Source organism: Pseudomonas sp. ZL2 (genome assembly GCF_054788455.1).
In genome coordinates this window covers 41,383-61,081 of the sequence record NZ_JBGOGX010000014.1, presented here as the reverse complement: position 1 = coordinate 61,081, position 19,699 = coordinate 41,383, and the positions used below count along the sequence as shown (strand labels likewise).

Here is a 19,699-nt window from a genome sequence, read left to right as displayed (position 1 = left end):
ACCCACCGGATAATATTCACGGTTCAAGGGAGACTGTCGTCGAGGCAAAACATCAAGAAACTTTCAGCCACTTGAAATCATTGCCAACACCGACAGCTATTGCAGACCGAGTCCCCACGGCAATGTGCTCCCTGCACCTTGGAACCCGGATCCGCAGACCATGCTAGGTCGCCCGCAGGGTGAAGTCGAAGACCATTGGCATTTATTTTCCGTAGACCAATGGCCGCCAAGTTAATAAATACCCTTACAGGGAGCAGTATGGAACTTCATGTTGTCATCAAGGGCCGAAAGGATCTCGCAGGGCAGTTGTACAATCAACTGCGCAGCGCGATCGAGAGCGGTCGCCTGGCAGCAGGCACGCAGTTGCCGCCGACCCGCCTGCTGGCCGAGCAACTCGGTATTTCTCGCAAGACCATTTCCGACATCTACACACAGCTGACATACGAGAATTTTCTGATTGGTCGGGTCGGCAAAGGCACCTTCGTCAATGCTCGCCCCGTCGCCCATCCACGTCACGCCAGTGCCATGGGGTTGGCGTGCGAGGCGCAGATCAACCGCTGGCGCAACCTGCCGGCGCCCATACCCACGCCGACCCTGGAAGGCACCCTGCGCTACGAGTTTATCGGCGGCGCCACCAGCAAAGGGCAGTTCCCCCAGGACGAATGGCGTCGCTGCGTGCAGCACGGCTTGCGTCAGATGCAGCGCTCGCCCGGTTTCTACAGCCATGCCGAAGGCTTGCCGGCACTGCGCAGCGCGATTGCCCAGCACATTTCGTTTTCTCGCGGGGTGATTTGCCAGGACCACGATGTGGTGGTCTGCAACGGCACGCAACAGGCGTTGGACCTGATCTCCAGGGTTGTTCTCGAGCCGGGTAGCATTGTTGCTGTCGAAGATCCCGGCTACCCCCCTGCCCGCCAGCTGTTTTCATCCCTGGGTGCCACCGTGGTCGGCGTGCCTGTTGACCACCAGGGCATCTGCGTCGACCTCATTCCCGACAACACCCGGTTGATCTACGTGACCCCTGCGCACCAGTATCCCCTGGGCATGCCGATGACCACCGCGCGCCGACAGGCTTTGTTGCGACGTGCCAAGGCACTGGGCGCGGTTATCATCGAAGACGACTACGACAGCGAGTTCCGCTTCGAGGGCCGGCCCACCGATTGCTTGCAGAGCATGGACCAGGATGGCCTGGTGGCCTTCGTTGGCACGTTTTCCAAGACCACCTTTCCGGAGATGCGCCTGGGCTATGCGGTGTTGCCAGGCTCGCTCATCGACGCCGTGATCAGGGCCAAGCAGGTCAGCGACTGGCATACGTCGTCGCTCACCCAATGGGCCCTGGCCAAGTTCATCGCCGATGGCGAACTGCACAAGCATATCCGTCGTTGCCACGCCATTTATGCCGGTCGCCGAACGCGCTTGCTCAACCGTCTGAACGGCGACCTGGCCGCCTGGCTGGAGCCGATCGCCAACACCGCCGGGTTCCATATCGGGGCGCTGTTCAAGGTGCCCGTCGATACCCGCCTGCTCACAGAGCTGGCCCGCAAAGTCGAGGTCGGTGTTTACCCGATCGACGCGTTCTACTACCAGGCGCCAATACGGTCAGGCCTGTTACTGGGGTTCGGCGGCATCGACACACTGGACATCGATCCTGCCCTCGACCGGTTGCTAGGCATCCTCCAGCAGATTGCCTGACGGCATTTTCCCGAACGTTGAGCGTGCTCGGCCTATCGTCTTCTTGCAATGAATTGCACCACGCAGGCGAGCCCGGTATGGAAGGTTCCTTCGATCACATCTCGCTCGATTTCCCGGGACAACAGCACGTCACACTGAGGGAATTCCTGCTCTATCTCCGAGCCAGCCATCAGCATGTCCAGATCATCCGGGCCGCCCGTATCCCGTGTTAGTTGCGCTTTGCTGTAGGCCTCAAGCAGGATGATTCCACCCGGGCGCAGCGCCTGTGCCGCCAAGCCGTGCAACCTTTTACGCACGCGGCTGGGCATGTGGGCGAAGATCGAGACGACCGCGCCAAACGCCCCTTCCGGCGGCATGTAGGCGGCAAAATCGGCAATCTCGGTGCGGATCGCTACGCCTTTCAATGCGGCGAGTTTGTGCGCCTTGGCAAGGCCAACGGCGGAGCTGTCCACGCCCAGCACATCGAGCCCGATCGAGGCCAGGAAAGCAGCGTTCCGCCCTTCCCCTTCGGCCACGCTGAGCACAGGTCCCGCAAGCAGGCCCGCGTGCTCCGCCAGGAACGCATTCGGCGCTGTCCCATAGATGTATTCATCGCTGGCGTAGTATTCATCCCACATGGTATTCGGCTCCCCGGACCTGATGGCGCTTGGTGAATCGGTAGCCCATCATCGGTCTTATCTTTCATTCAATTATTCTATTGAATGAAAGATAGATTCACGGAAGCTTCATTGTCAATGAGCGGGCAACCCGGGTCAGGCCTAGACTTTTCGTACAAACCCTAGTGCTCCCAAGGTGGCGAACACCAATGACTGGCGAGAAAGTCCACGAACGCGCTGACCCTGCGCGGGACTAACGAGCGTTGCACACGGACTGCCTGAATCGGCACCGCCGGCTCCTCCCATTCTGGGAGCACACGTACCAACTCACCGCTGCGCAGTTCGTCGGCGACGTCCCAGGTCTCGCGCAACGAGATCCCCAGCCCGGCTCTGCTCCAAGCCCTGAGTGCGTCGCCGTTGTCGCTGCGCAACTCGCCCGAAACCTCAACGAGCTCCGTGTCGCCGCCTGGACCTTCGTGCCGGAGCGTCCAGTGGTTTTGCCGAAGGCCTAGGTAGGAGAACAACAGGCAGCGATGCTGGTGTAGCTCGCCTGGGCCGGCAGGCAATCCCATCTGCCGGAGGTAGCTGGGTGCTGCCACCAGGATGCGCCGGCTTTCAGCGAGCCGGCGGCTGATGAGGCGCGAGCTGGCCAGTGCGCCAACCCGCACGGCCAGGTCGAGGTCGCTATCGTAAAGGTCGACGACGTGATCGCTTAATCGCAGGTCAAATCCTACCTGCGGGTGCTGCTCACGGAACAGGGCGATCGCTGGTGCCACATAGCGCGAACCGAGGGGGACAGGCGCCGTCAGACGTATCGTTCCGGTGAGCGTCTGCACGCCTTGCCTGGCGACTTCGGCAGCCTCAGCCAGTAACGCCAGGGCTGGACGAACGCGTTCGGCGACGGCTCGACCTTCGTCGGTGATGCGCAACTGGCGTGTACTTCGCTCGAACAATCGAGCGCCCAGCTCCTGCTCCAGCCGTGCAATCTGCTTGCTCACCGTGGCAGGTGCAAGGTCCATCATCCGCGCGGCTGCAGAGAAACCAGCGCAATCCACGACTTTAAGGAATACCGCCAAATCATCCATGTTGCGCATTGCTATTTGTTCCAGATCATCACAAATGTTTCACCAATCTACTCCTTTTTGGATAAGTTCAGGTTTCCCAGAATGGCGGCTGAGTCATCACCTTCGTGCCTTACCGGCGATGAAGCCTGCCCTGGAGTCACTACATGCCTGTCGCCATCTACATTTTTACCCTTTGCGCGTTTGCTATCGGATTTACCGAGTTCATCAGTATTGGTCTTGCCGCTTCGCTGGCCAGCAGCCTGGAGGCTGGCACGGCGCAGATCGGGCTGGCAGTGACGCTATATGCGGCGGGTGTGGTGATCGGTGCGCCGGTCCTGACGGCCATGGCTGCAGGCTGGCCTCGTAAGCGCCTGCTGGTAGCCGCGATGCTGATTTTCACTGTGGGCAACGTGATAGCGGCGCTGGCTACGCAGCTGCCGCAACTGTTGGCGGCCCGCTTGTTGTCGGGGTTGGCGCACGGTGTGTTCTTCGCCGTGGCGTCCAGCGTGGCGACGCGGCTTGTGGCCCCGGAACGTGCCGGGGCGGCGTTGTCGCTGGTATTCGGCGGTGTGACCGTCGCGATGGCGTTGGGGGTACCGGCAGGCACGTGGCTAGGCAGCGTCTTGCCTTGGCAGTGGGTATTCGCCCTGATTGCGCTTTGCGGGCTGGTGGGGGCGCTGGGTGTGGCCTGCTGGATGCCGGCAGGTGCAGGCGATATCACCGGCGACAACCCAGGCCGGCGCCAATTGTCCGTGTTGCTCGACCGCCGTTTGCTGGCAGGCGCCAGCTTGCCACTGTTGTCCTACACCGGCTCTTTCGCGCTCTACACCTACATTACGCCATTGCTGTTACAGGTGACGCATGCCGATACTCGTCGTATCAGTGCAGTCTTGCTGGCGTATGGCCTGGGTGCGGCGGTTGGCAATATGGTCGGCGGGCGCATGAGCGATCGTATCGGCATGGACCGTGCCTCGTTCTGGGTGCTGGGTGGCATAGCCCTGGTGCTGGCATTGATCGGGATGGCGCAAGACAGTTTTCTGCTCATGCTGGTATTGGTCATGGCGCTCGGCCTGACCACTTATGGCGCTATTCCGCCCTTGCAAGCGCGCATCCTGAGCCTGGCCCGCCGCCATCGACCGCAGGCGCTGGACGTGGCCTCCGGCCTCAACATCGCAGCCTTTAACGCAGGTGTTGTTTTAGGCTCGATGCTCGGGGCTGTCGCCTTGAGCCGTTGGGGACTGGCCAGCCTCGCCTGGGTCGGGCTCGTCGCAGCGCTGCTGGCACTGATGACACTGGGCTGGCAGAGGTGCTTGCCGTCCATGCGTTTCACTGGCGCTGCGCACGTCGAGTGAAGGCATAGCGCAGCAGCGTCATCTGTGACCAGCCGCTAGGCCAATGGCAAGGCTTGCTGCTGCGTCATCTGCAAGGCCGCCTTTTCCAGACGCAGCAAAAATTCTTTGCGTGGCTGGCCTCCGCCATATCCGGCGAGCGCACCATTGCTCGCCAGCACACGATGGCAGGGAACTACGATGGATAAACGGTTATGCCCGTTTGCGTTGCCTACCGCTTGGCTTGCACCCGGCTTTCCGATGCGCCGAGCGATGGCACCATAGGTCGAGGTCGTCCCATAGTCGATTGTTAATAGCGCTCCCCAGATAAGCCGGTCGAAAGAACTGCCTGGCATGTGCAGGGGCACCGAGAAATTTCTCAGTTTTCCATCAAAGTATTGTTTGAGCTGTAGGTCTATCTGCTCAATATGGCGATGTTCGCCCGGCGCAATCGAATACCCATAGCGCAGGCGTAATTCATCGAGTTCAGCGGTGAGCGCCGGGCGGTCTAGAAACTCAAGTAACACCAGGCCTCGTTCCTCCGCCATGGCAATCATCGGGCCCAAGGGCGTGGTCAGGTGACGGTAAAGCAGGAGCGACGTCTCGCTCGCTTTGCCAGGGGTAATTTGAAAGGTTTTTTTGAACGCATCCCTGAAACCGCTGAGTGATTCGTACCCTGAATCAAACGCGGTGTCATCCAAGGTTTCTCCCACGACAATACGGCCTAACGCTATGCCCAGCCGGCGAGAACGGAGCCAGGCGTGAAAGGTCATGCCAAAATTTTGTTTGAACCACCTGCGTAAGCGCAGGGGGTCGATACCACGCTGCATGAGTTCAGCATCGCTCCAGCGAACATCAGGCGATGCCGACACAGCGGCGAGTAGCCCCCTGACCCACTCTGGCGCCGACGCGGCCAGGTCCAAAGGCTTGCATCGCAAGCATGGCCGATAGCCGGCGGCCATGGCCTCGTTCGCCTGGGCAAAAAACTCGACGTTTTCAGGCTTTGGCTTGCGCGCGCCACAGGTCGGGCGGCAAAAGATCCCGGTGGTTTTCACCGCGGTAAAAAACACCCCTTCATAGGCGCTGTCGCTGCCAAGCATCGCTCTGACCATCTCGGGTCTTGGCGGAAGCGGGTTATTGTAAGCGCTCATAGACTATTGGCCTTGACCTGGATGAGGGATAGACACGTGCAGGCCTGAAGATCTTAAGCCGACGACCACGACGTCTCCACCGACAAATCGACAGTGATCTGCGCGCATCAGCAAGCCACTGCCATAAGCCCTTCCTATGGCGACCAATGAATTTCATATTGTTCAGTTCTCGAACGCCCTCATACACTGCCCCCATAGCCGGCTGACCTCGCAACACTCAATAAAACGACAAGAAAGAGGATGCACCTAATGGACGGCAATCTGTTCCACGCCCTGTTCAGGTCCGCGCCGGCGGCTGCGCTGCTGCTGGAATCCCCCACCGGCGAACCACTCACTTATGGCCAGGCATTCGCGCGCTCCGCTCAATTTGCCAACGCCTTGCGTAGCCTCGGTGTACTGCCGGGTGACCGGGTGGCAGTGCAGGTCGATAAAAGCGTCGATGCGCTGATGCTGTACCTGGGCACGTTGCGCTGCGGCGCTGTCTACCTGCCGCTCAACACGGCCTACACGCCAGCCGAGCTCGATTATTTCCTCGGCGATGCGACGCCACGGGTCTTTGTCATCCGCCCCCAGGCGCTGCATGCACTGTCGGCAATCGCCTTGGAGCATGGCGCTACGCTGCAGACCCTCGCTGAACAGGGGCAAGGCAGCTTGAGCGAACGGGTCAACATGGCCGCGACCGAGTTCGAGGCGGTGCCTCGTGCCAGCGACGACCTGGCAGCCATTCTCTACACCTCCGGCACTACGGGCCGCGCCAAAGGCGCCATGCTCAGCCATGGCAACCTGCTCTCCAATGCCCGTACCTTGTGTGATGCCTGGCGCTTCAGCGCCGATGACCGGCTGATTCACGCGCTCCCGATCTTCCATGCCCATGGCCTGTTCGTGGCCACTCACACCGCAATGCTGGCCGGTGCCTCGATGTGCTTCGTCTCACGCTTCGATCCCCTCGAAATCATTGCGCTGATGCAACGCTCGACGGTGATGATGGGGGTTCCTACCTTCTACGTCCGCCTTCTGCAGCATCCGGGCCTGGATCGGCAGAGTACCGCGCGAATGAGGCTGTTCATCTCCGGTTCGGCGCCGCTGTTAGCGGAAACCCACGGCGCGTTTTTCAGCCGTACCGGACACGCGATCCTTGAGCGTTACGGCATGACCGAGACCTTGATGAACACGTCCAACCCCTATGTCGGCGAGCGCATCGCCAATACGGTGGGTATGCCGTTACCGGGCGTGTCGATCCGTATTACCGACCCGGCTACGGGTGAGCCGCTGGCTGTCGACCAGGTCGGGATGATCGAAATCCAAGGCCCCAATGTGTTCAAGGGCTACTGGCGCATGGCGCAGAAGACTGCCGACGAGTTTCGTGGCGATGGCTACTTCGTCAGCGGCGACCTGGGGAAAATCGATGCCAAGGGTTACCTGCACATTGTCGGGCGCAGCAAGGACCTGGTCATCTCCGGCGGCTACAACATCTACCCCAAGGAAATCGAAACCGAGATCGACCAGCTCCAGGGCGTGGCCGAAAGCGCAGTGATCGGCGTGCCGCACAGTGACTTTGGCGAGGCCGTCACCGCTGTGGTGGTCTGCAAGCCGGGCATCAGGCTGCAGGCGCAGGCGCTGCTGGACGCATTGCAAGAGCGCCTGGCGCGCTACAAGCAACCCAAGGCGATCATCTTCGTTGATGAGCTGCCGCGCAACACCATGGGCAAGGTGCAAAAGAACCTGCTGCGCGACGCTTATCGCGATCGCTTCAGCGCACCCGGCGTGGCCTGAACCGGCCAGCAAAAAACCCGAAAGAATAACAACAAGGACGGTCTCTGCGGGGCCGTCCAAACGCGGGGAGTCAGGTTGAAATGAACAATGAAATGCTCTCGATCATCGTCCTGGTGATCATCTTCGGCATCGCCAGCATCCTGCCCATCAACATGGGCGCGCTGGCCTTCGCCGCGGCCTTTGTGGTCGGTTCGCTGCTCCTGGAAATGGCCCCGGCGACCATCTTCGCCGGCTTTCCCAGTGACCTGTTTCTAACCCTGGTCGGCGTCACTTACCTGTTCGGCATCGCCCAGAACAACGGCACCATCGACTGGCTGATCGAGCGCGCGGTGCTGTTGGTTCGCGGCCATGTGGCCTGGATACCCTGGGTCATGTTCGTGGTGGCGGCGCTGCTCACCGGTTTCGGCGCCCTGAGCCCGGCAGTGGCGGCCATCCTTGCGCCGATTGCCCTCAACTTTGCCGTGCAGTACCGCATCAATCCCGTGCTCATGGGGCTGATGGTGATTCACGGTGCGCAGGGCGGCAGTTTCTCGCCGGTGAGTATATTCGGTGGCATCACCAATCAGATCGTTGCCTCCTCTGGCCTGCCCTATGCGCCGATCACCTTGTTCATCACCAGCCTGCTGTTCAATCTGGGCATCGCCATGGTGGTCTTCGTCGCTTTTGGCGGGCTGCGCAGCGCACGCCTGGCGCTGGTGGCGGTCGGCCCGGGGCCCGACCTGCATGTCGCCGGCGCATCCCTGGCGATTCTCGGCCATGGCGGCACACCGGCTTCCCCGGCGTACCACCGCACCGGCCTGACCGGTGCCGGGGCGCCGCTGCAGGCGGTCAATGACCTGGACTGGGCCAAGCTGTCGACGCTGGTCGGCTTGCTGGTCCTGGGGGTTTCGGCGCTGGTCTTCAAGTTCAATGTCGGGCTGGTGGCGATGACGGTCGCGGTGGTCCTGGCCATGATCGCGCCCAAGGCGCAGAAGGCGGCCATCGACAAGGTGAGCTGGTCGACCGTGCTGCTGATCACCGGGATCATCACCTACATCGGGGTGATGCAGGCCATCGGCACCATCGACTATGTCGCCCATGGCATCTCCAGCCTGGGCCAGCCACTGCTGGTGGCCTTGCTGCTGTGCGTCACCGCCGCAATCGTCTCGTCGTTCGCCTCGTCCACGGCGCTGCTCGGGGTGATCATTCCCCTGGCCGTGCCGTTCCTGAGCAAGGGCGAGATCAGCGCCATCGGCGTGGTCGCGGCCATCGCTATTTCAACCACCATTGTCGACACCAGCCCGTTCTCCACCAATGGCGCACTGGTGGTGGCCAACACCCCCCAGGAGCAGCGGGAAAAAGTGCTGCGCAGCTTGCTGGTCTACAGCGCTGTGATTGCCTTGCTGGGGCCCTGTGTCGCCTGGTTGACCCTGGTGGTCCCCGGCGTGCTGTGATCAGTGGGGCCGGGGCTGGTCATCTTGCCGGGCCCACTCGGGGCGCTGGCGCAGTTCGCCAGTCAGCTCGATGATCGCGGCTTTGACCTTCTGCACGGCATTGCTCATGACATCGGCGCGATGCCAGGACAATGACAGCTCGCGGGTGAACTGCGGGTGATCGACCTTGGCCATTTTGAGTTTGTGTTCATGCAGTTCCAGGTACGCGGCAGACCACGGCAATACGGTAACCCCAAGCCGGGCCATCACCGCGGCAAACAGTAGCGAGGTCGAGCTGGTTTCGAAGAGGATCTCGCAGGGGCGCCCGTGTTCGCGCAGCGCCCATTCGACCCGGCTGCGGATCGAGTTGGGCGCACTGGGCATCACCAGTGGCATCTGCGCCAGCTCGGCAATCGAGACTTTGTTCGAGCTCAGGGCGAACTCGGGCCAGACCATCAGGTAAAGCTCTTCGGTAAGCAACGGCTGCAAGGCCAGACTGGGCGTTTCGACCGCATCGGTGACCACCGCCAGGGCCACCCGTCTGTTGCTCAGCAGCCCCGGCAGGTCGGCGCTGGGGGCTTCGATCAGTTCGAGCATGATCCCCGGGTAGCGATCACGGATCATTCGCGCCAGGGGAATGGCGACCAGCCGTGACGTGCTCGACGGCATGGCCACCGACACCTTGCCTTGTGGGGTTTCGGCGTCCTGGCGCAGCAGCTCGCGGGTGCTGTCGGCCTGGCGCAACAGGTCCAGGGCATGGCGGTAGAGGGTCTGGCCGGCGGCAGTCGGCTTGACGCCATGCACGCTGCGGGTCAGCAACTGCATGCCCAGGTCCTGCTCGAGGCTGCGGATCTGCTGACTCACCGCCGGCTGGGCAATATGCAGGGCTTCGCTGGCGCGGGTGACATTGCCGTGTTCAACAACCCTGACGAAGTAGCGTAACTGTCGAAGGTCCATAGGGCGGCTCGGCGAGGTTCATAAGTAAAACAGATCGGGGCCAAGGAATAACATATTTCATGGCTATGAGAATACTCACTATAGTCCTGAGTGCCGGATATCAGGGGCGCAAAGGAAGGGAGCTGCAATGAGTCAGAATGATGTGTCGCCGTTACTGTCGGTCAGTGTTCTCCAGGGGCGGGTCGGCACCATAGCGATGTCGAATCCCGGCAGCCGCAATGCGCTCAGTTGCGAATTGCTGACGGCACTGGATCAGCAGTTAGTCAGCTTCGCTGAACAGCGCATCGCGGTTGTCATCCTCGGCTGCGATCCGCTACAGGGCGTCTGGAGCGCCGGGCACGACATCACCGAGGTTTTGGCGGAACGCGATCCCGTGGCTCATGGCAAACCCCTGGACCGCTTGCTGCGACGGGTGCGTGCTTATCCGGGCGTGGTCATCGCCAAGGTGTCTGGCAGCGTCTGGGGCGCAGCGGTCGATCTGGTGATGAGTTGTGACCTGGTGGTGGCAGACCGTAGCGCCAGTTTCACCATGACCCCGTCGAATCTGGGCGTGCCTTACACCACCAGCGGGCTGCTGCGTTTCATGCACAACCTGCCGATTCATGTGCTCAAGGAGATGTTCTTCTGCGCGTCCCCGCTCGATGCCGACCGCGCCCTGCAGTTTGGCGTGATCAATCGCCTGACCAGCCCTGAGCAACTCGATGACGTGGCCCTTGCAATGGCCGTGCAGATCGCCGCCAAGGCGCCGCTTGCGGTGCAGGCGGTCAAGGAACAACTGCGGATACTGGAAGACCTGCAGCCGATGCCGGTGGAGGCGATGGAGCGCATCGCCGAACTGCGCCGCCAGGCCTGCGAGAGCAGTGACCTGCGTGAAGGGGTCGAGGCTTTCCTGGAGCGGCGCCCCCCCGTGTTCACCGGGGCTGGCGCCTGATTGCGGATGCCTGGCTACCTGCGTTGCATGGCTGCGACGAATTCAGCCTTGTTCCAGGCTCTTGATGACCTTGCCGACACCCTGCGGCGGGTAGACGACTTCCCGGGTATCCAGGTTTCGAATCTCGGAGTCGATGCTGATGGTCATGGTCTCACGCCCCGGATAGCCGTTGATGCTCTCGCGGGTCGAAAAGTCGACGATGTAGCGCTGGCCGGCGCGGAACTCGACATCGCGGGCAGTAAGCCCGCACTTGGCCCCGCCGGTGCCCAGCGCGTTCATCGATGCCCAGCACCAGGTCAGGGAGTGTTTGCCGGGTGTCAGCCGCAGCGCCTGTTGGCCAGAGACGTCGAGAATCGAGCGGCGCCCTGCGCCTTCGAGCAACTGGTCATCTACATGCGTCACCAGTAGCAGGCGATGATAAGGCACGCCGAGTGCCCGGTAGCGTACGGTTGCGAAATACACTTCAGGCGCATCGACCGCCTTGTTGGACACGTCATACGGGGTCATGGACTCCGGCGCCCAATCAGCCTGGTAGTGCTTGTAGTGATAGTTGGAGCATGCGCTGATCAAGCCCGTCATTAGCAAGACAACAGGCAGTTTCAGGGACGACAGTGAAAACGACGGATGCATTGTTCTTCCTTATTGAACGAAGCTGTCAATGATACCGAATTGCCACTATTTCACCAACGCGAGTGGCGCCCCGCTCACTCGCTCAATACCGCCTTGAGCAAGGCATCATTCAAGTACGCCACGTTCAACCGCGTCCACGGATTCACCCGGGCCTGCTCCGGCGAAAAAATATGCCCCGGCGCAATCATGAAGCCCTTGGGCAGCAACTGCCGGGTCAGCTCCCTGGCATCATCTACCCTGGGAAACCTGACCCACAGATACAGGCTCTGCTCCGGTCTCGCAAACACCTCGGCACCGATCTCGTCGAGCATCTGCAAGCCGGCCGTGGTGGCCGCTTTCAAGCGTTCCTGAAGGCGGAGCACGTGCCGCAGAAAGTGGCCTTCGGTGAGGATCACGTCGACGGTGCGCTCGCACAGCTCCGAGGTGCTGGTGTGCAGGAGCATCTTCAGATCGCCCAGTTCATCGATGACCTCCTTGCTGCCGGCGATAAAGCCGACCCGCAAGGCCGCTGAAACAGACTTGGAGAAACTGCCGACGTACAGCGAGCGCTGCAATTGATCCAGCGCCGATACCTTGATCGCCGAGGCCGGCTTGAAATCGGCCAGGGCATCGTCGTCCACCAGAATGAAGTTGTGCTCTTCGGCCAACTGCACCAGCCGATGCGCCTTGCCGGGGGAAATATCGGAGCCGGTCGGGTTGTGGCCAACGGACTGAATGAAAAACAGCTTGGGCTTATGCACCCGCAGGTGTTGCTCCAGCACCTCGAGGTCCGGGCCGTCCGCCAGTCGGGGTACCGCGAGCATCCGCGCGCCTTGCAGTTGCAGCTTGCCGAACAGCGGGTAGTAACCAGGGTCTTCGACCAGCACGCTGTCGCCCGGGGCAATGAAGCGGCGGATGATCAGGTCCAGGGCGTGGTTGGCGCCGTGGGTGGTGACGATTTGCCGGGGGCTGGCGGTGATCGCATAGCTGGCCAGCTTCTGCACCAGGTGCTGGCGCAGACTGGCGTTGCCCAGCCGGTTGCCATAGCGGAACAGCGTGGTCACCCCGGTGCGCATGATTTGCCGGGTGAACTTGTCCAGGCGCATGTCCTTCAACCATTCGACCGGGGGGAAGCCCTCACCCAACGGTGAATGACCGGGCTCGCGGACGAACTGCTGACGCATCAGCCAGATGGTGTCCATCGCCCGCTCGTAAGGCAGTGGCTCTTCCGCCTCGTTGCTGCTCGGCGCGCCTTGTTTGACGAAGAAGCCCTGCCCGTGTCGCGCTTCAACCAGGCCTTGGGCAGCCAGCGCTTCATAGGCGTTGATCACGGTGTTTTTCGAATGGCCGAACAAGCGCATGCACTCGCGCAGTGACGGCAAGCGCTCGCCGACGCGGTAGGTGCCGTTGCCGATCTGCTCGACCAAGGATGCTGCCAATTGCTCTGCGAGGGTCAGCCGCGCCATGGTCGGGAGTCCTGAATGCGTTGGTTCACAGAGGGTACAGCTTAGGTACTGTCTGTCCAAACTGTACCTTCTTTGCCGGAACAGATCGGACTAGGGTGGCGCCAACTCACAACAATAACTGCAAGAGAGCCCTCCCCATGAGCATCGACTCCCGCCTGCCCATGTTCCGTGCCATGTCGCCCACTGAACGCCTGAGCCACTTGCAAGAGGTGCTTGGCCTTCCTCAGGAGGACGTTGCCCTGCTGAGCGATGCCGGCGCGTTGCCGCTGGAAATCGCCGACGGCATGATCGAAAACGTGCTCGGTACATTCGAATTGCCCTACGCGGTGGCCAGCAACTTCCAGATCAATGGCCGCGACGTCATCGTGCCGCTGGTGGTGGAAGAGCCTTCGGTGGTCGCCGCGGCCTCGTTCATGGCTAAGCTGGCGCGCGACGCCGGGGGCTTCCAGACCTCCAGCTCGCTGCCGTTGATGCGTGCCCAGGTACAGATCGTCGATATCGACGACCCCTTCAATGCCCGCCTGAGCCTGCTGCGCCGCAAAGACCAGATCATCGAGCTGGCCAACCGCAAGGACCAGTTGCTCAACACGCTCGGCGGCGGCTGCCGTGACATCGAAGTGCATACCTTCGCCCAGAGCCCACGCGGGCCGATGCTGGTCGCCCACCTGATTGTCGATGTGCGCGACGCCATGGGTGCCAACACCGTCAACACCATGGCCGAAGCGGTGGCGCCGTTGCTGGAGGAAATCACCGGCGGCACGGTACGCCTGCGCATCCTCTCCAACCTGGCCGACCTGCGCCTTGCCCGGGCACAGGTGCGCATCGCCCCTGAACTGCTGACCACCGCCGCCTACAAGGGCGAGGAAGTCATCGAAGGCATCCTCGATGCCTACAACTTCGCCGTGGTCGATCCCTACCGCGCCGCCACCCACAACAAGGGCATCATGAATGGCATCGACCCGTTGATCGTCGCCACCGGCAATGACTGGCGCGCAGTGGAAGCCGGCGCCCATGCCTACGCCTGCCGCCAGGGCCATTACGGCTCGCTGACCACCTGGGAAAAAGATCGCCAGGGGCATCTGGTCGGCACCCTGGAAATGCCCATGCCGGTCGGGCTGGTTGGCGGCGCCACCAAGACTCACCCCCTGGCGCAACTGTCACTGCGCATTCTCGGGGTGAAAACCGCCCAGGAACTTGCCGAAATCGCCGTAGCCGTTGGCCTGGCGCAAAACCTCGGTGCGCTGCGGGCATTGTCGACCGAAGGCATACAACGTGGTCACATGGCCTTGCACGCGCGCAACATTGCCCTATCGGCCGGCGCCCGGGGCGAAGAGGTCAACTGGCTGGTCAAGCAGATGGTCGAGGCCCGCGACGTGCGCGCCGACAAAGCGGCTGAACTGCTCAAGCACAAGCGGGCGCAGTAATGGACGCTGTACGGCTGGTCGAAGTCGGCGCCAGGGATGGCCTGCAGAATGAAACGCTGACGCTGTCGCCGCAGACCCGGGTGCGGTTGCTGCAAAGGTTGGCCGACGCCGGGTTGCAAACCCTGGAGGCCGGGGCGTTCGTTTCGCCTCGCTGGGTGCCGCAGATGGCCGGTTCCGATGAAGTGTTCAAGGCATTGCCGGTGCGCCCGGGTGTGACCTGGACGGCGCTGGTGCCCAACCTCAAAGGCCTGGAGGCGGCAATAGCGGCAGGTTGCCGGGAGGTTGCCGTGTTCGCGGCGGCCTCCGAGGCGTTCTCGCACAAGAACATCAACTGTTCGATTGCGCAAAGCCTGCGCCAGTACCAGGAGGTCATGGTGCGCGCCCGCGATGCCGGCGTCAGGGTGCGCGGCTACGTGTCCTGCGTCATGGCGTGCCCGTTCACAGGCCCGGTCAAACCTGAAGCCGTGGCGGCCGTCAGTGCTTCACTGTTCGGGATGGGCTGCTACGAAATCAGCCTGGGCGACACCCTTGGCACCGGGACACCGGCGGCGACCAGGGCGCTGATCCAGGCCTGTCGCCAGGTTGTACCGGTGAGCGCGCTGGCCGGGCATTTCCACGATACTTACGGCATGGCGATCGCCAATATCCATGCGGCGCTGGAGGCCGATGTCCGGGTCTTCGACAGCTCGGTCGCCGGCCTGGGCGGTTGCCCGTATTCGCCAGGTGCCACAGGCAACGTTGCCAGCGAAGACCTGGTGTACCTGCTCGACGGCTTGGGCCTGAGCCACGGCGTCGATCTTCAGGCACTGATCGATACCGGTGAGTTCATCAGTGCCGAACTCGGCCGGCCAACGGCATCCAGGGTAGCCCGTGCCCTGCTCGCCAAACGTAGCCTGGGCACAATGCGATAAGCGTTATCTCTTCACGTTCATAACAATAAAAGCCCGCAAGGGCAGTGGGAGAATCTAGATGAAACCCGAACTGTTCGAAGTCTGGGGCGACACCGTGGAGGGTCGCCACCTGGTCTACTCCATCGCCATCGGCGCAACCGTCAGCCTCGGCGCCTTTTTCACCGCGCAACAGCTGCTGGTGGGTTGGGTAGAGTCGCTGCAGATGGCCCGTGCCTACGCGATGCTGGTCGGCATTGTCGGCTGCCTGGCCGGCGGCGCCATCAGTGCCGCGCTGTTCAAGCCCAAGCGCAATGTCGTCGAGCACCTGGCAGACCCCGCCTGGCGGGCGAAAATCCTCGTGGAGCTGGAGAACGAATTCGGCCCCCTTGGCAGTCTGGCTGACCTGCCCGCGGCGACGATTGCGGAGCTGCGGGAGATGGATCTTTATGATCTGTTCGCCGATTACGAGAAAGGCCTGAACGCGCCCCCGCCAAACCCTGATGTGTCACCTGCCGTTGTTGTGCGCGCAGCAAGTGTCAATGGAGGCCGGTCATGATCGCTCTGTTGCTGGATCAACTGCTGATCGCCCTGGGCATGGGTATCCTCGGCGCGGTGATATTTGCCGGGATCGGCCTGATCTCCGGCAGCGATGAAACCACTACCCTCGCCCCGCTGACCTTGCTGGTGGTACTGCTGGGCGTGCCGGCAGCCGGTGTGCTGACGTTCTTCCTGGCGGGCGCCGTGGCCAAGCACATGACCCATGCCGTACCGACGGCATTGCTGGGTATTCCGGGCGACACCATGGCGACGCCACTCATGCGCGAGGCGAATTTCTTGCGCAACCTGGGCGTCCCGCATATTGCCCTGCGCAAGATGATTTCCGGTGCGGTGATCGCTGCCTTGATTGCGGTGCCAATGGCGGTGTTGTTCGCGGTGATGCTTGCGCCGTTCGGCGACATGATCAAACACGCTGCGCCTTGGGTGTTCCTGTTGGCGGCAGTGGCCATCGCCTGGTTCTCCAAAGGCCGCCTGGCCGCTGTACTGACCTTGATACCCTTCGTCATGGTGATTGTCGGCCTGCAAAGCCTGACCGCGCAGTACGGAGTCAAGCTCAGTGTCAGTTACTTCCTCGGCATTGCCATCGGCCCGTTGATTGCCGCGCTGTTCTCCCTGCTCGCGCCGGCCGAGCGCGCCGCCATGCGCCGCCAGGAACTGCGCACGTTCTCCTTGTCGCCGGATGTAAAAAGCTGGGGCGGGTTCTTTCCCAACCCGCTGCGCGTACTGGACAGCAAACAGAGCCTGTGGACGGCTGTCACCGCCATCGTCTCCAGCGCTACCTTCGTGTTCAGCCCGGTGGCCATGACGGTGATCATGGGCGAGGCCGTCGGCTCACGGGTCAAGCATGTCTACCATCGCCTGACCACGGTCATCACGGCGCGCAATGGCGTCACCGAATCCACCTACCTCGCCGAAGCCCTGATTCCGCTGATTGCCTTCGGCCTGCCCCTGAGCCCGGTCGCCGCCGGCCCGGCAGCGCCACTGTTCAATGCGCCGCCGCGCTTCAGCGTCGATACCGCCACCGGCCAGGTGAACAACCTGCACTCGATGCTCAGCACTTGGGAGTTTCTTGGCTACGGCATGTTGGCGGTGGTGGTGGCCATTCTGATCGCCTACCCCTTCACCATGAATTACGCGCACCGGGCGGCCTCCTATGTGTCGCGCAAGATCAGCCATGAAGCGGTGATCGCCACCTTTGTCGGCCTGATCCTGGTGATCGGCATCTGGGAAGGGGGCCTGCTCGGTTTGCTGGTGATTGTCACCATTGGCCTGTTGGGCGGATTTCTCTCACGCTTTCTGGGCTTCAACATTGGCGTGCAGTTCATGGGCTACTACACCGCCGTGCTAACCGTTCCGGCCCTGGTTGCCTTGCTGGGCGCGTAACCCCCCTCCCCCCGTAACCGCGGACACCATCATTTTTCGCAGCCTTTGCGCTGCGAGGGCGTCCTGCGCTCAATAGAAAGGAAATAACAATAATGAAAATCCTTGTACGCGGCAAAACACCAGAACTTGCGACCCTGTTGCTGTGCTCGACGGCCTCGCTTGGGGTGGCGGCAGCCGGCCTGGTCGACGACACCAGCGCATCGCTGAACCTGCGCAATTTCTACCACAACCGCAATTTCGTCGACCGCGCCTACCCCCAGGGCAAGGCCGAAGAATGGACGCAAAGCTTCATTTTCGATCTGCGCTCAGGCTTCACCCAGGGCAGCCTGGGCTTTGGCGTCGACCTGCTGGGGTTGTACTCGGTCAAGCTGGACGGCGGCCGCGGCACGGCGGGTACGCAACTGCTGCCTGTACACGATGGCGGCAGGCCAGCAGACGATTTCGGCCGCCTGGGTGTCGCGGTCAAAGCCAAGTACTCTGCCACTGAACTGAAAGTCGGTGAATGGGCATCCCTGCTGCCTATCCTGCGCTCCGATGACGGCCGCTCATTGCCACAGACCTTTCGCGGGGCGCAGATCACCTCGCGGGAAATCGAGAACCTGACCCTCTATACCGGCCAGTTTCGCGGCAACAGCCCGCGTAACGACGCCAGCATGGAGCGCCTGTTCATGAGCGGACGCCCCGACGCCACTTCGGACCGTTTCAACTTCGCCGGCGGCGAGTACCAGTTCAATGACAAGGCCACGCAGGTGGGCCTTTGGTATGCCCAGCTTGAGGATATCTACCAGCAGCAATACCTGAACGTGATCCATAGCCAGGCCGTCGGCACCTGGCGGCTGGGTGCCAACCTGGGTCTGTTTCTTGGCGATGAACACGGTTCGGCGAAAGCCGGGCAGATGGACAATAAAACCGCATCCTTGATGCTTTCCGCCAAAACCGGCGGGCAGACTTTCTCCCTGGGCTTGCAGCGGGTATATGGCGAGACCGGCTGGATGCGGGTCAACGGCACGGCCGGCTACCCCTTGGCGAACGATACCTACAACTCCAGCTACGACAGCGCCCACGAGCGTTCGTGGCAACTGCGTCACGACTTTGACTTCGTCGTACTGGGCGTGCCGGGCCTGACCCTGATGAACCGCTACCTGTCCGGTGACCATGTGCACACCAGCGCCACCGACCATGGCAAGGAATGGGGGCGTGAGTCGGAGCTGGCTTACGTTTTCCAAAGCGGCCCGCTCAAGGACCTGTCGGTGCGCTGGCGCAATTCGACCCTGCGCCGGGACTTCAGTACCTACGACATTGATGAGAACCGCTTGATCGTCAATTATCCGATCAAGTTTCTGTAGGCCGGGCGGCGGGGATGGCTCAACTATTTTCCATCCCTGCCGATAGCCTTGGTGCGTGGGCCAGGTGCTCGGCTTGGCATTTATTTTCAGAGGGAATACGAGTCGATATGAACGTGAACGGTATGGCGTTGGCCAACAAGTATTGTCAGGGTTCCGGCCTGGAAATCGGTGCCGGCAGCCATAATGCTTTCTACTTGCCGGACTGCCTCAATGTGGGGCCTTGTGACGGCGAGTCGTTTCTGTATCCGCTCGATCTGAAAGACTTCAAGCTCTACGCAAACGAACAGGCCAACTACCAGACCGAGCCCGCCCGGATCGACGCACTGGGCGACTTCACCGACATTCCGTTCGCCGACGAAACCTTCGATTACCTGATCAGTTCGCACGTCATCGAACATGTGCCGAACCTGTTTGCGGCCTACATCGAAGCCTCGCGGGTGGTAAAGAATGACGGCGTGTTCTTCTGCATATTCCCGAAAAGAAACGCCGACCCCAATGACCGGGTTCGAGCGCTGACCACCCTTGAGCACATGATCGATGCGTACGAAAAGCGCATCGACATGAGCCAGATGGATGAATACAACTGGCGCGGCCACTACCACGTGTTCTCGTTGCAAAGCATGCTGCGGGCAATCAACCTGATCAACTCTGTGGGGCTGGGGCACTGGTTGATCGAAGGCGTCGAAGAGACTGATACGAAAGTCGGCAATGGCCATACTGTTGTATTGAGAAAGCAAGTCGGCCTGTCGGCCCTGACATACAAAGAGTCCAGTCAGTTCAACGATGAACTCAATGCCCGGATTCAGGCGCAAGACCTGGAAGGTGCGCTGCACCTGGTCAAGGTCGCGCTGTCGTTCGACTTCTTCAACCCCCATAACCTCTACCTGGCCTTCGCCCTCAGCTGCCAGCTGGACAATGCTCGCGAAGGGCTTGAGTTCCTGCGTCAAGCGTTGATCCTTACCCCTGAAAATGAAGAGTTCCGCAAGCTCTTCGTCCAGATGACAGGTGGCCCGTTCATCAATCCTGTGCATTAAGCACCCAGGGCATGGCTCATCGTTACACTCAGGTTAACGATGAGCGATGCCTGCCTCACCTCCGTTCATCGCAAACCGGCAGCGC

The 19,699-nt window shown here is 61.5% G+C and carries 17 protein-coding genes; 11 read left to right on the top strand and 6 right to left on the bottom strand.

The genetic code is table 11. From position 1 onward, the window contains the following. Positions 1–258: 258 nt before the first annotated feature. Complete coding sequence (gene pdxR / locus ABM562_RS12495) at positions 259–1,692, top strand: MocR-like pyridoxine biosynthesis transcription factor PdxR (RefSeq protein ID WP_233674389.1); 1,434 nt, start codon at positions 259–261, stop codon at positions 1,690–1,692. A 32-nt stretch (positions 1,693–1,724) separates the two neighbouring features. Here the strand turns inward: pdxR and ABM562_RS12490 are convergent, their stop codons facing one another. After that, the gene (locus tag ABM562_RS12490) at positions 1,725–2,309 is read right to left on the bottom strand and encodes an SAM-dependent methyltransferase (protein WP_115089564.1); all 585 of its coding nucleotides are present in this window, start codon (positions 2,307–2,309) and stop codon (positions 1,725–1,727) included. Positions 2,310–2,470: 161 nt separating this feature from the next. Further along, a complete protein-coding gene (locus ABM562_RS12485; RefSeq protein WP_460422152.1) occupies positions 2,471–3,382 on the bottom strand; it encodes a LysR family transcriptional regulator in 912 nt (303 codons plus the stop codon). 134 nt (positions 3,383–3,516) lie between these two features. On the opposite strand from ABM562_RS12485, the gene ABM562_RS12480 reads away from it, so the two are divergent. Continuing rightward, a complete protein-coding gene (locus tag ABM562_RS12480; protein ID WP_134062664.1) occupies positions 3,517–4,704 on the top strand; it encodes an MFS transporter in 1,188 nt (395 codons plus the stop codon). Positions 4,705–4,739: 35 nt separating this feature from the next. Here the strand turns inward: ABM562_RS12480 and ABM562_RS12475 are convergent, their stop codons facing one another. Further along, positions 4,740–5,831 carry a bifunctional transcriptional activator/DNA repair enzyme AdaA gene (locus ABM562_RS12475; RefSeq protein ID WP_134062662.1) on the bottom strand — a complete coding sequence of 364 codons (1,092 nt, stop codon included), beginning with the start codon at positions 5,829–5,831 and terminating at the stop codon, positions 4,740–4,742. A 249-nt stretch (positions 5,832–6,080) separates the two neighbouring features. Here ABM562_RS12475 and ABM562_RS12470 point away from each other — a divergent pair, with 249 nt between their 5' ends. Continuing rightward, positions 6,081–7,604 carry a malonate--CoA ligase gene (locus tag ABM562_RS12470; RefSeq protein ID WP_115089560.1) on the top strand — a complete coding sequence of 508 codons (1,524 nt, stop codon included), beginning with the start codon at positions 6,081–6,083 and terminating at the stop codon, positions 7,602–7,604. An 80-nt stretch (positions 7,605–7,684) separates the two neighbouring features. Then, entirely contained in the window at positions 7,685–9,037 is a 1,353-nt protein-coding gene (locus ABM562_RS12465; protein WP_115089559.1) for an SLC13 family permease, read from the top strand. On the opposite strand, the gene ABM562_RS12460 is transcribed toward ABM562_RS12465, so the two are convergent. After that, complete coding sequence (locus ABM562_RS12460; protein ID WP_460422149.1) at positions 9,038–9,973, bottom strand: LysR substrate-binding domain-containing protein; 936 nt, start codon at positions 9,971–9,973, stop codon at positions 9,038–9,040. A gap of 127 nt (positions 9,974–10,100) precedes the next feature. Here ABM562_RS12460 and scpB point away from each other — a divergent pair, with 127 nt between their 5' ends. After that, positions 10,101–10,904, top strand: a complete 804-nt coding sequence (scpB, locus tag ABM562_RS12455; protein WP_346616965.1) for a methylmalonyl-CoA decarboxylase — start codon at positions 10,101–10,103, stop codon at positions 10,902–10,904. Between the two features lie 42 nt (positions 10,905–10,946). Here the strand turns inward: scpB and ABM562_RS12450 are convergent, their stop codons facing one another. After that, positions 10,947–11,483, bottom strand: a complete 537-nt coding sequence (locus ABM562_RS12450; protein WP_460422234.1) for a hypothetical protein — start codon at positions 11,481–11,483, stop codon at positions 10,947–10,949. Positions 11,484–11,608: 125 nt separating this feature from the next. Then, positions 11,609–12,979 carry an aminotransferase-like domain-containing protein gene (locus ABM562_RS12445; protein WP_115089555.1) on the bottom strand — a complete coding sequence of 457 codons (1,371 nt, stop codon included), beginning with the start codon at positions 12,977–12,979 and terminating at the stop codon, positions 11,609–11,611. Positions 12,980–13,116: 137 nt separating this feature from the next. Here ABM562_RS12445 and ABM562_RS12440 point away from each other — a divergent pair, with 137 nt between their 5' ends. The 6 genes from ABM562_RS12440 to ABM562_RS12415 all read left to right on the top strand — a co-directional run bounded on the left by ABM562_RS12440 (position 13,117) and on the right by ABM562_RS12415 (position 19,614). After that, entirely contained in the window at positions 13,117–14,403 is a 1,287-nt protein-coding gene (locus ABM562_RS12440) for a hydroxymethylglutaryl-CoA reductase, degradative (protein ID WP_233674396.1), read from the top strand. Then, a complete protein-coding gene (locus tag ABM562_RS12435) occupies positions 14,403–15,314 on the top strand; it encodes a hydroxymethylglutaryl-CoA lyase (protein WP_115089553.1) in 912 nt (303 codons plus the stop codon). Before ABM562_RS12440 ends, ABM562_RS12435 begins: the two co-directional genes overlap by 1 nt. 58 nt (positions 15,315–15,372) lie before the next feature. Next, positions 15,373–15,849 (top strand): hypothetical protein, encoded by a 477-nt coding sequence (locus ABM562_RS12430; RefSeq protein WP_115089552.1) that lies wholly within the window; start codon positions 15,373–15,375, stop codon positions 15,847–15,849. Next, positions 15,846–17,234 carry a tripartite tricarboxylate transporter permease gene (locus ABM562_RS12425; protein ID WP_115089551.1) on the top strand — a complete coding sequence of 463 codons (1,389 nt, stop codon included), beginning with the start codon at positions 15,846–15,848 and terminating at the stop codon, positions 17,232–17,234. Before ABM562_RS12430 ends, ABM562_RS12425 begins: the two co-directional genes overlap by 4 nt. Before the next feature lie 92 nt (positions 17,235–17,326). Beyond that, positions 17,327–18,580: an OprD family porin gene (locus tag ABM562_RS12420; protein ID WP_115089550.1), complete on the top strand. Its 1,254-nt coding sequence runs from the start codon at positions 17,327–17,329 to the stop codon at positions 18,578–18,580. 14 nt (positions 18,581–18,594) lie between these two features. Then, positions 18,595–19,614 (top strand): class I SAM-dependent methyltransferase, encoded by a 1,020-nt coding sequence (locus tag ABM562_RS12415; RefSeq protein WP_460422145.1) that lies wholly within the window; start codon positions 18,595–18,597, stop codon positions 19,612–19,614. The last annotated feature ends 85 nt before the right edge of the window (positions 19,615–19,699 follow it).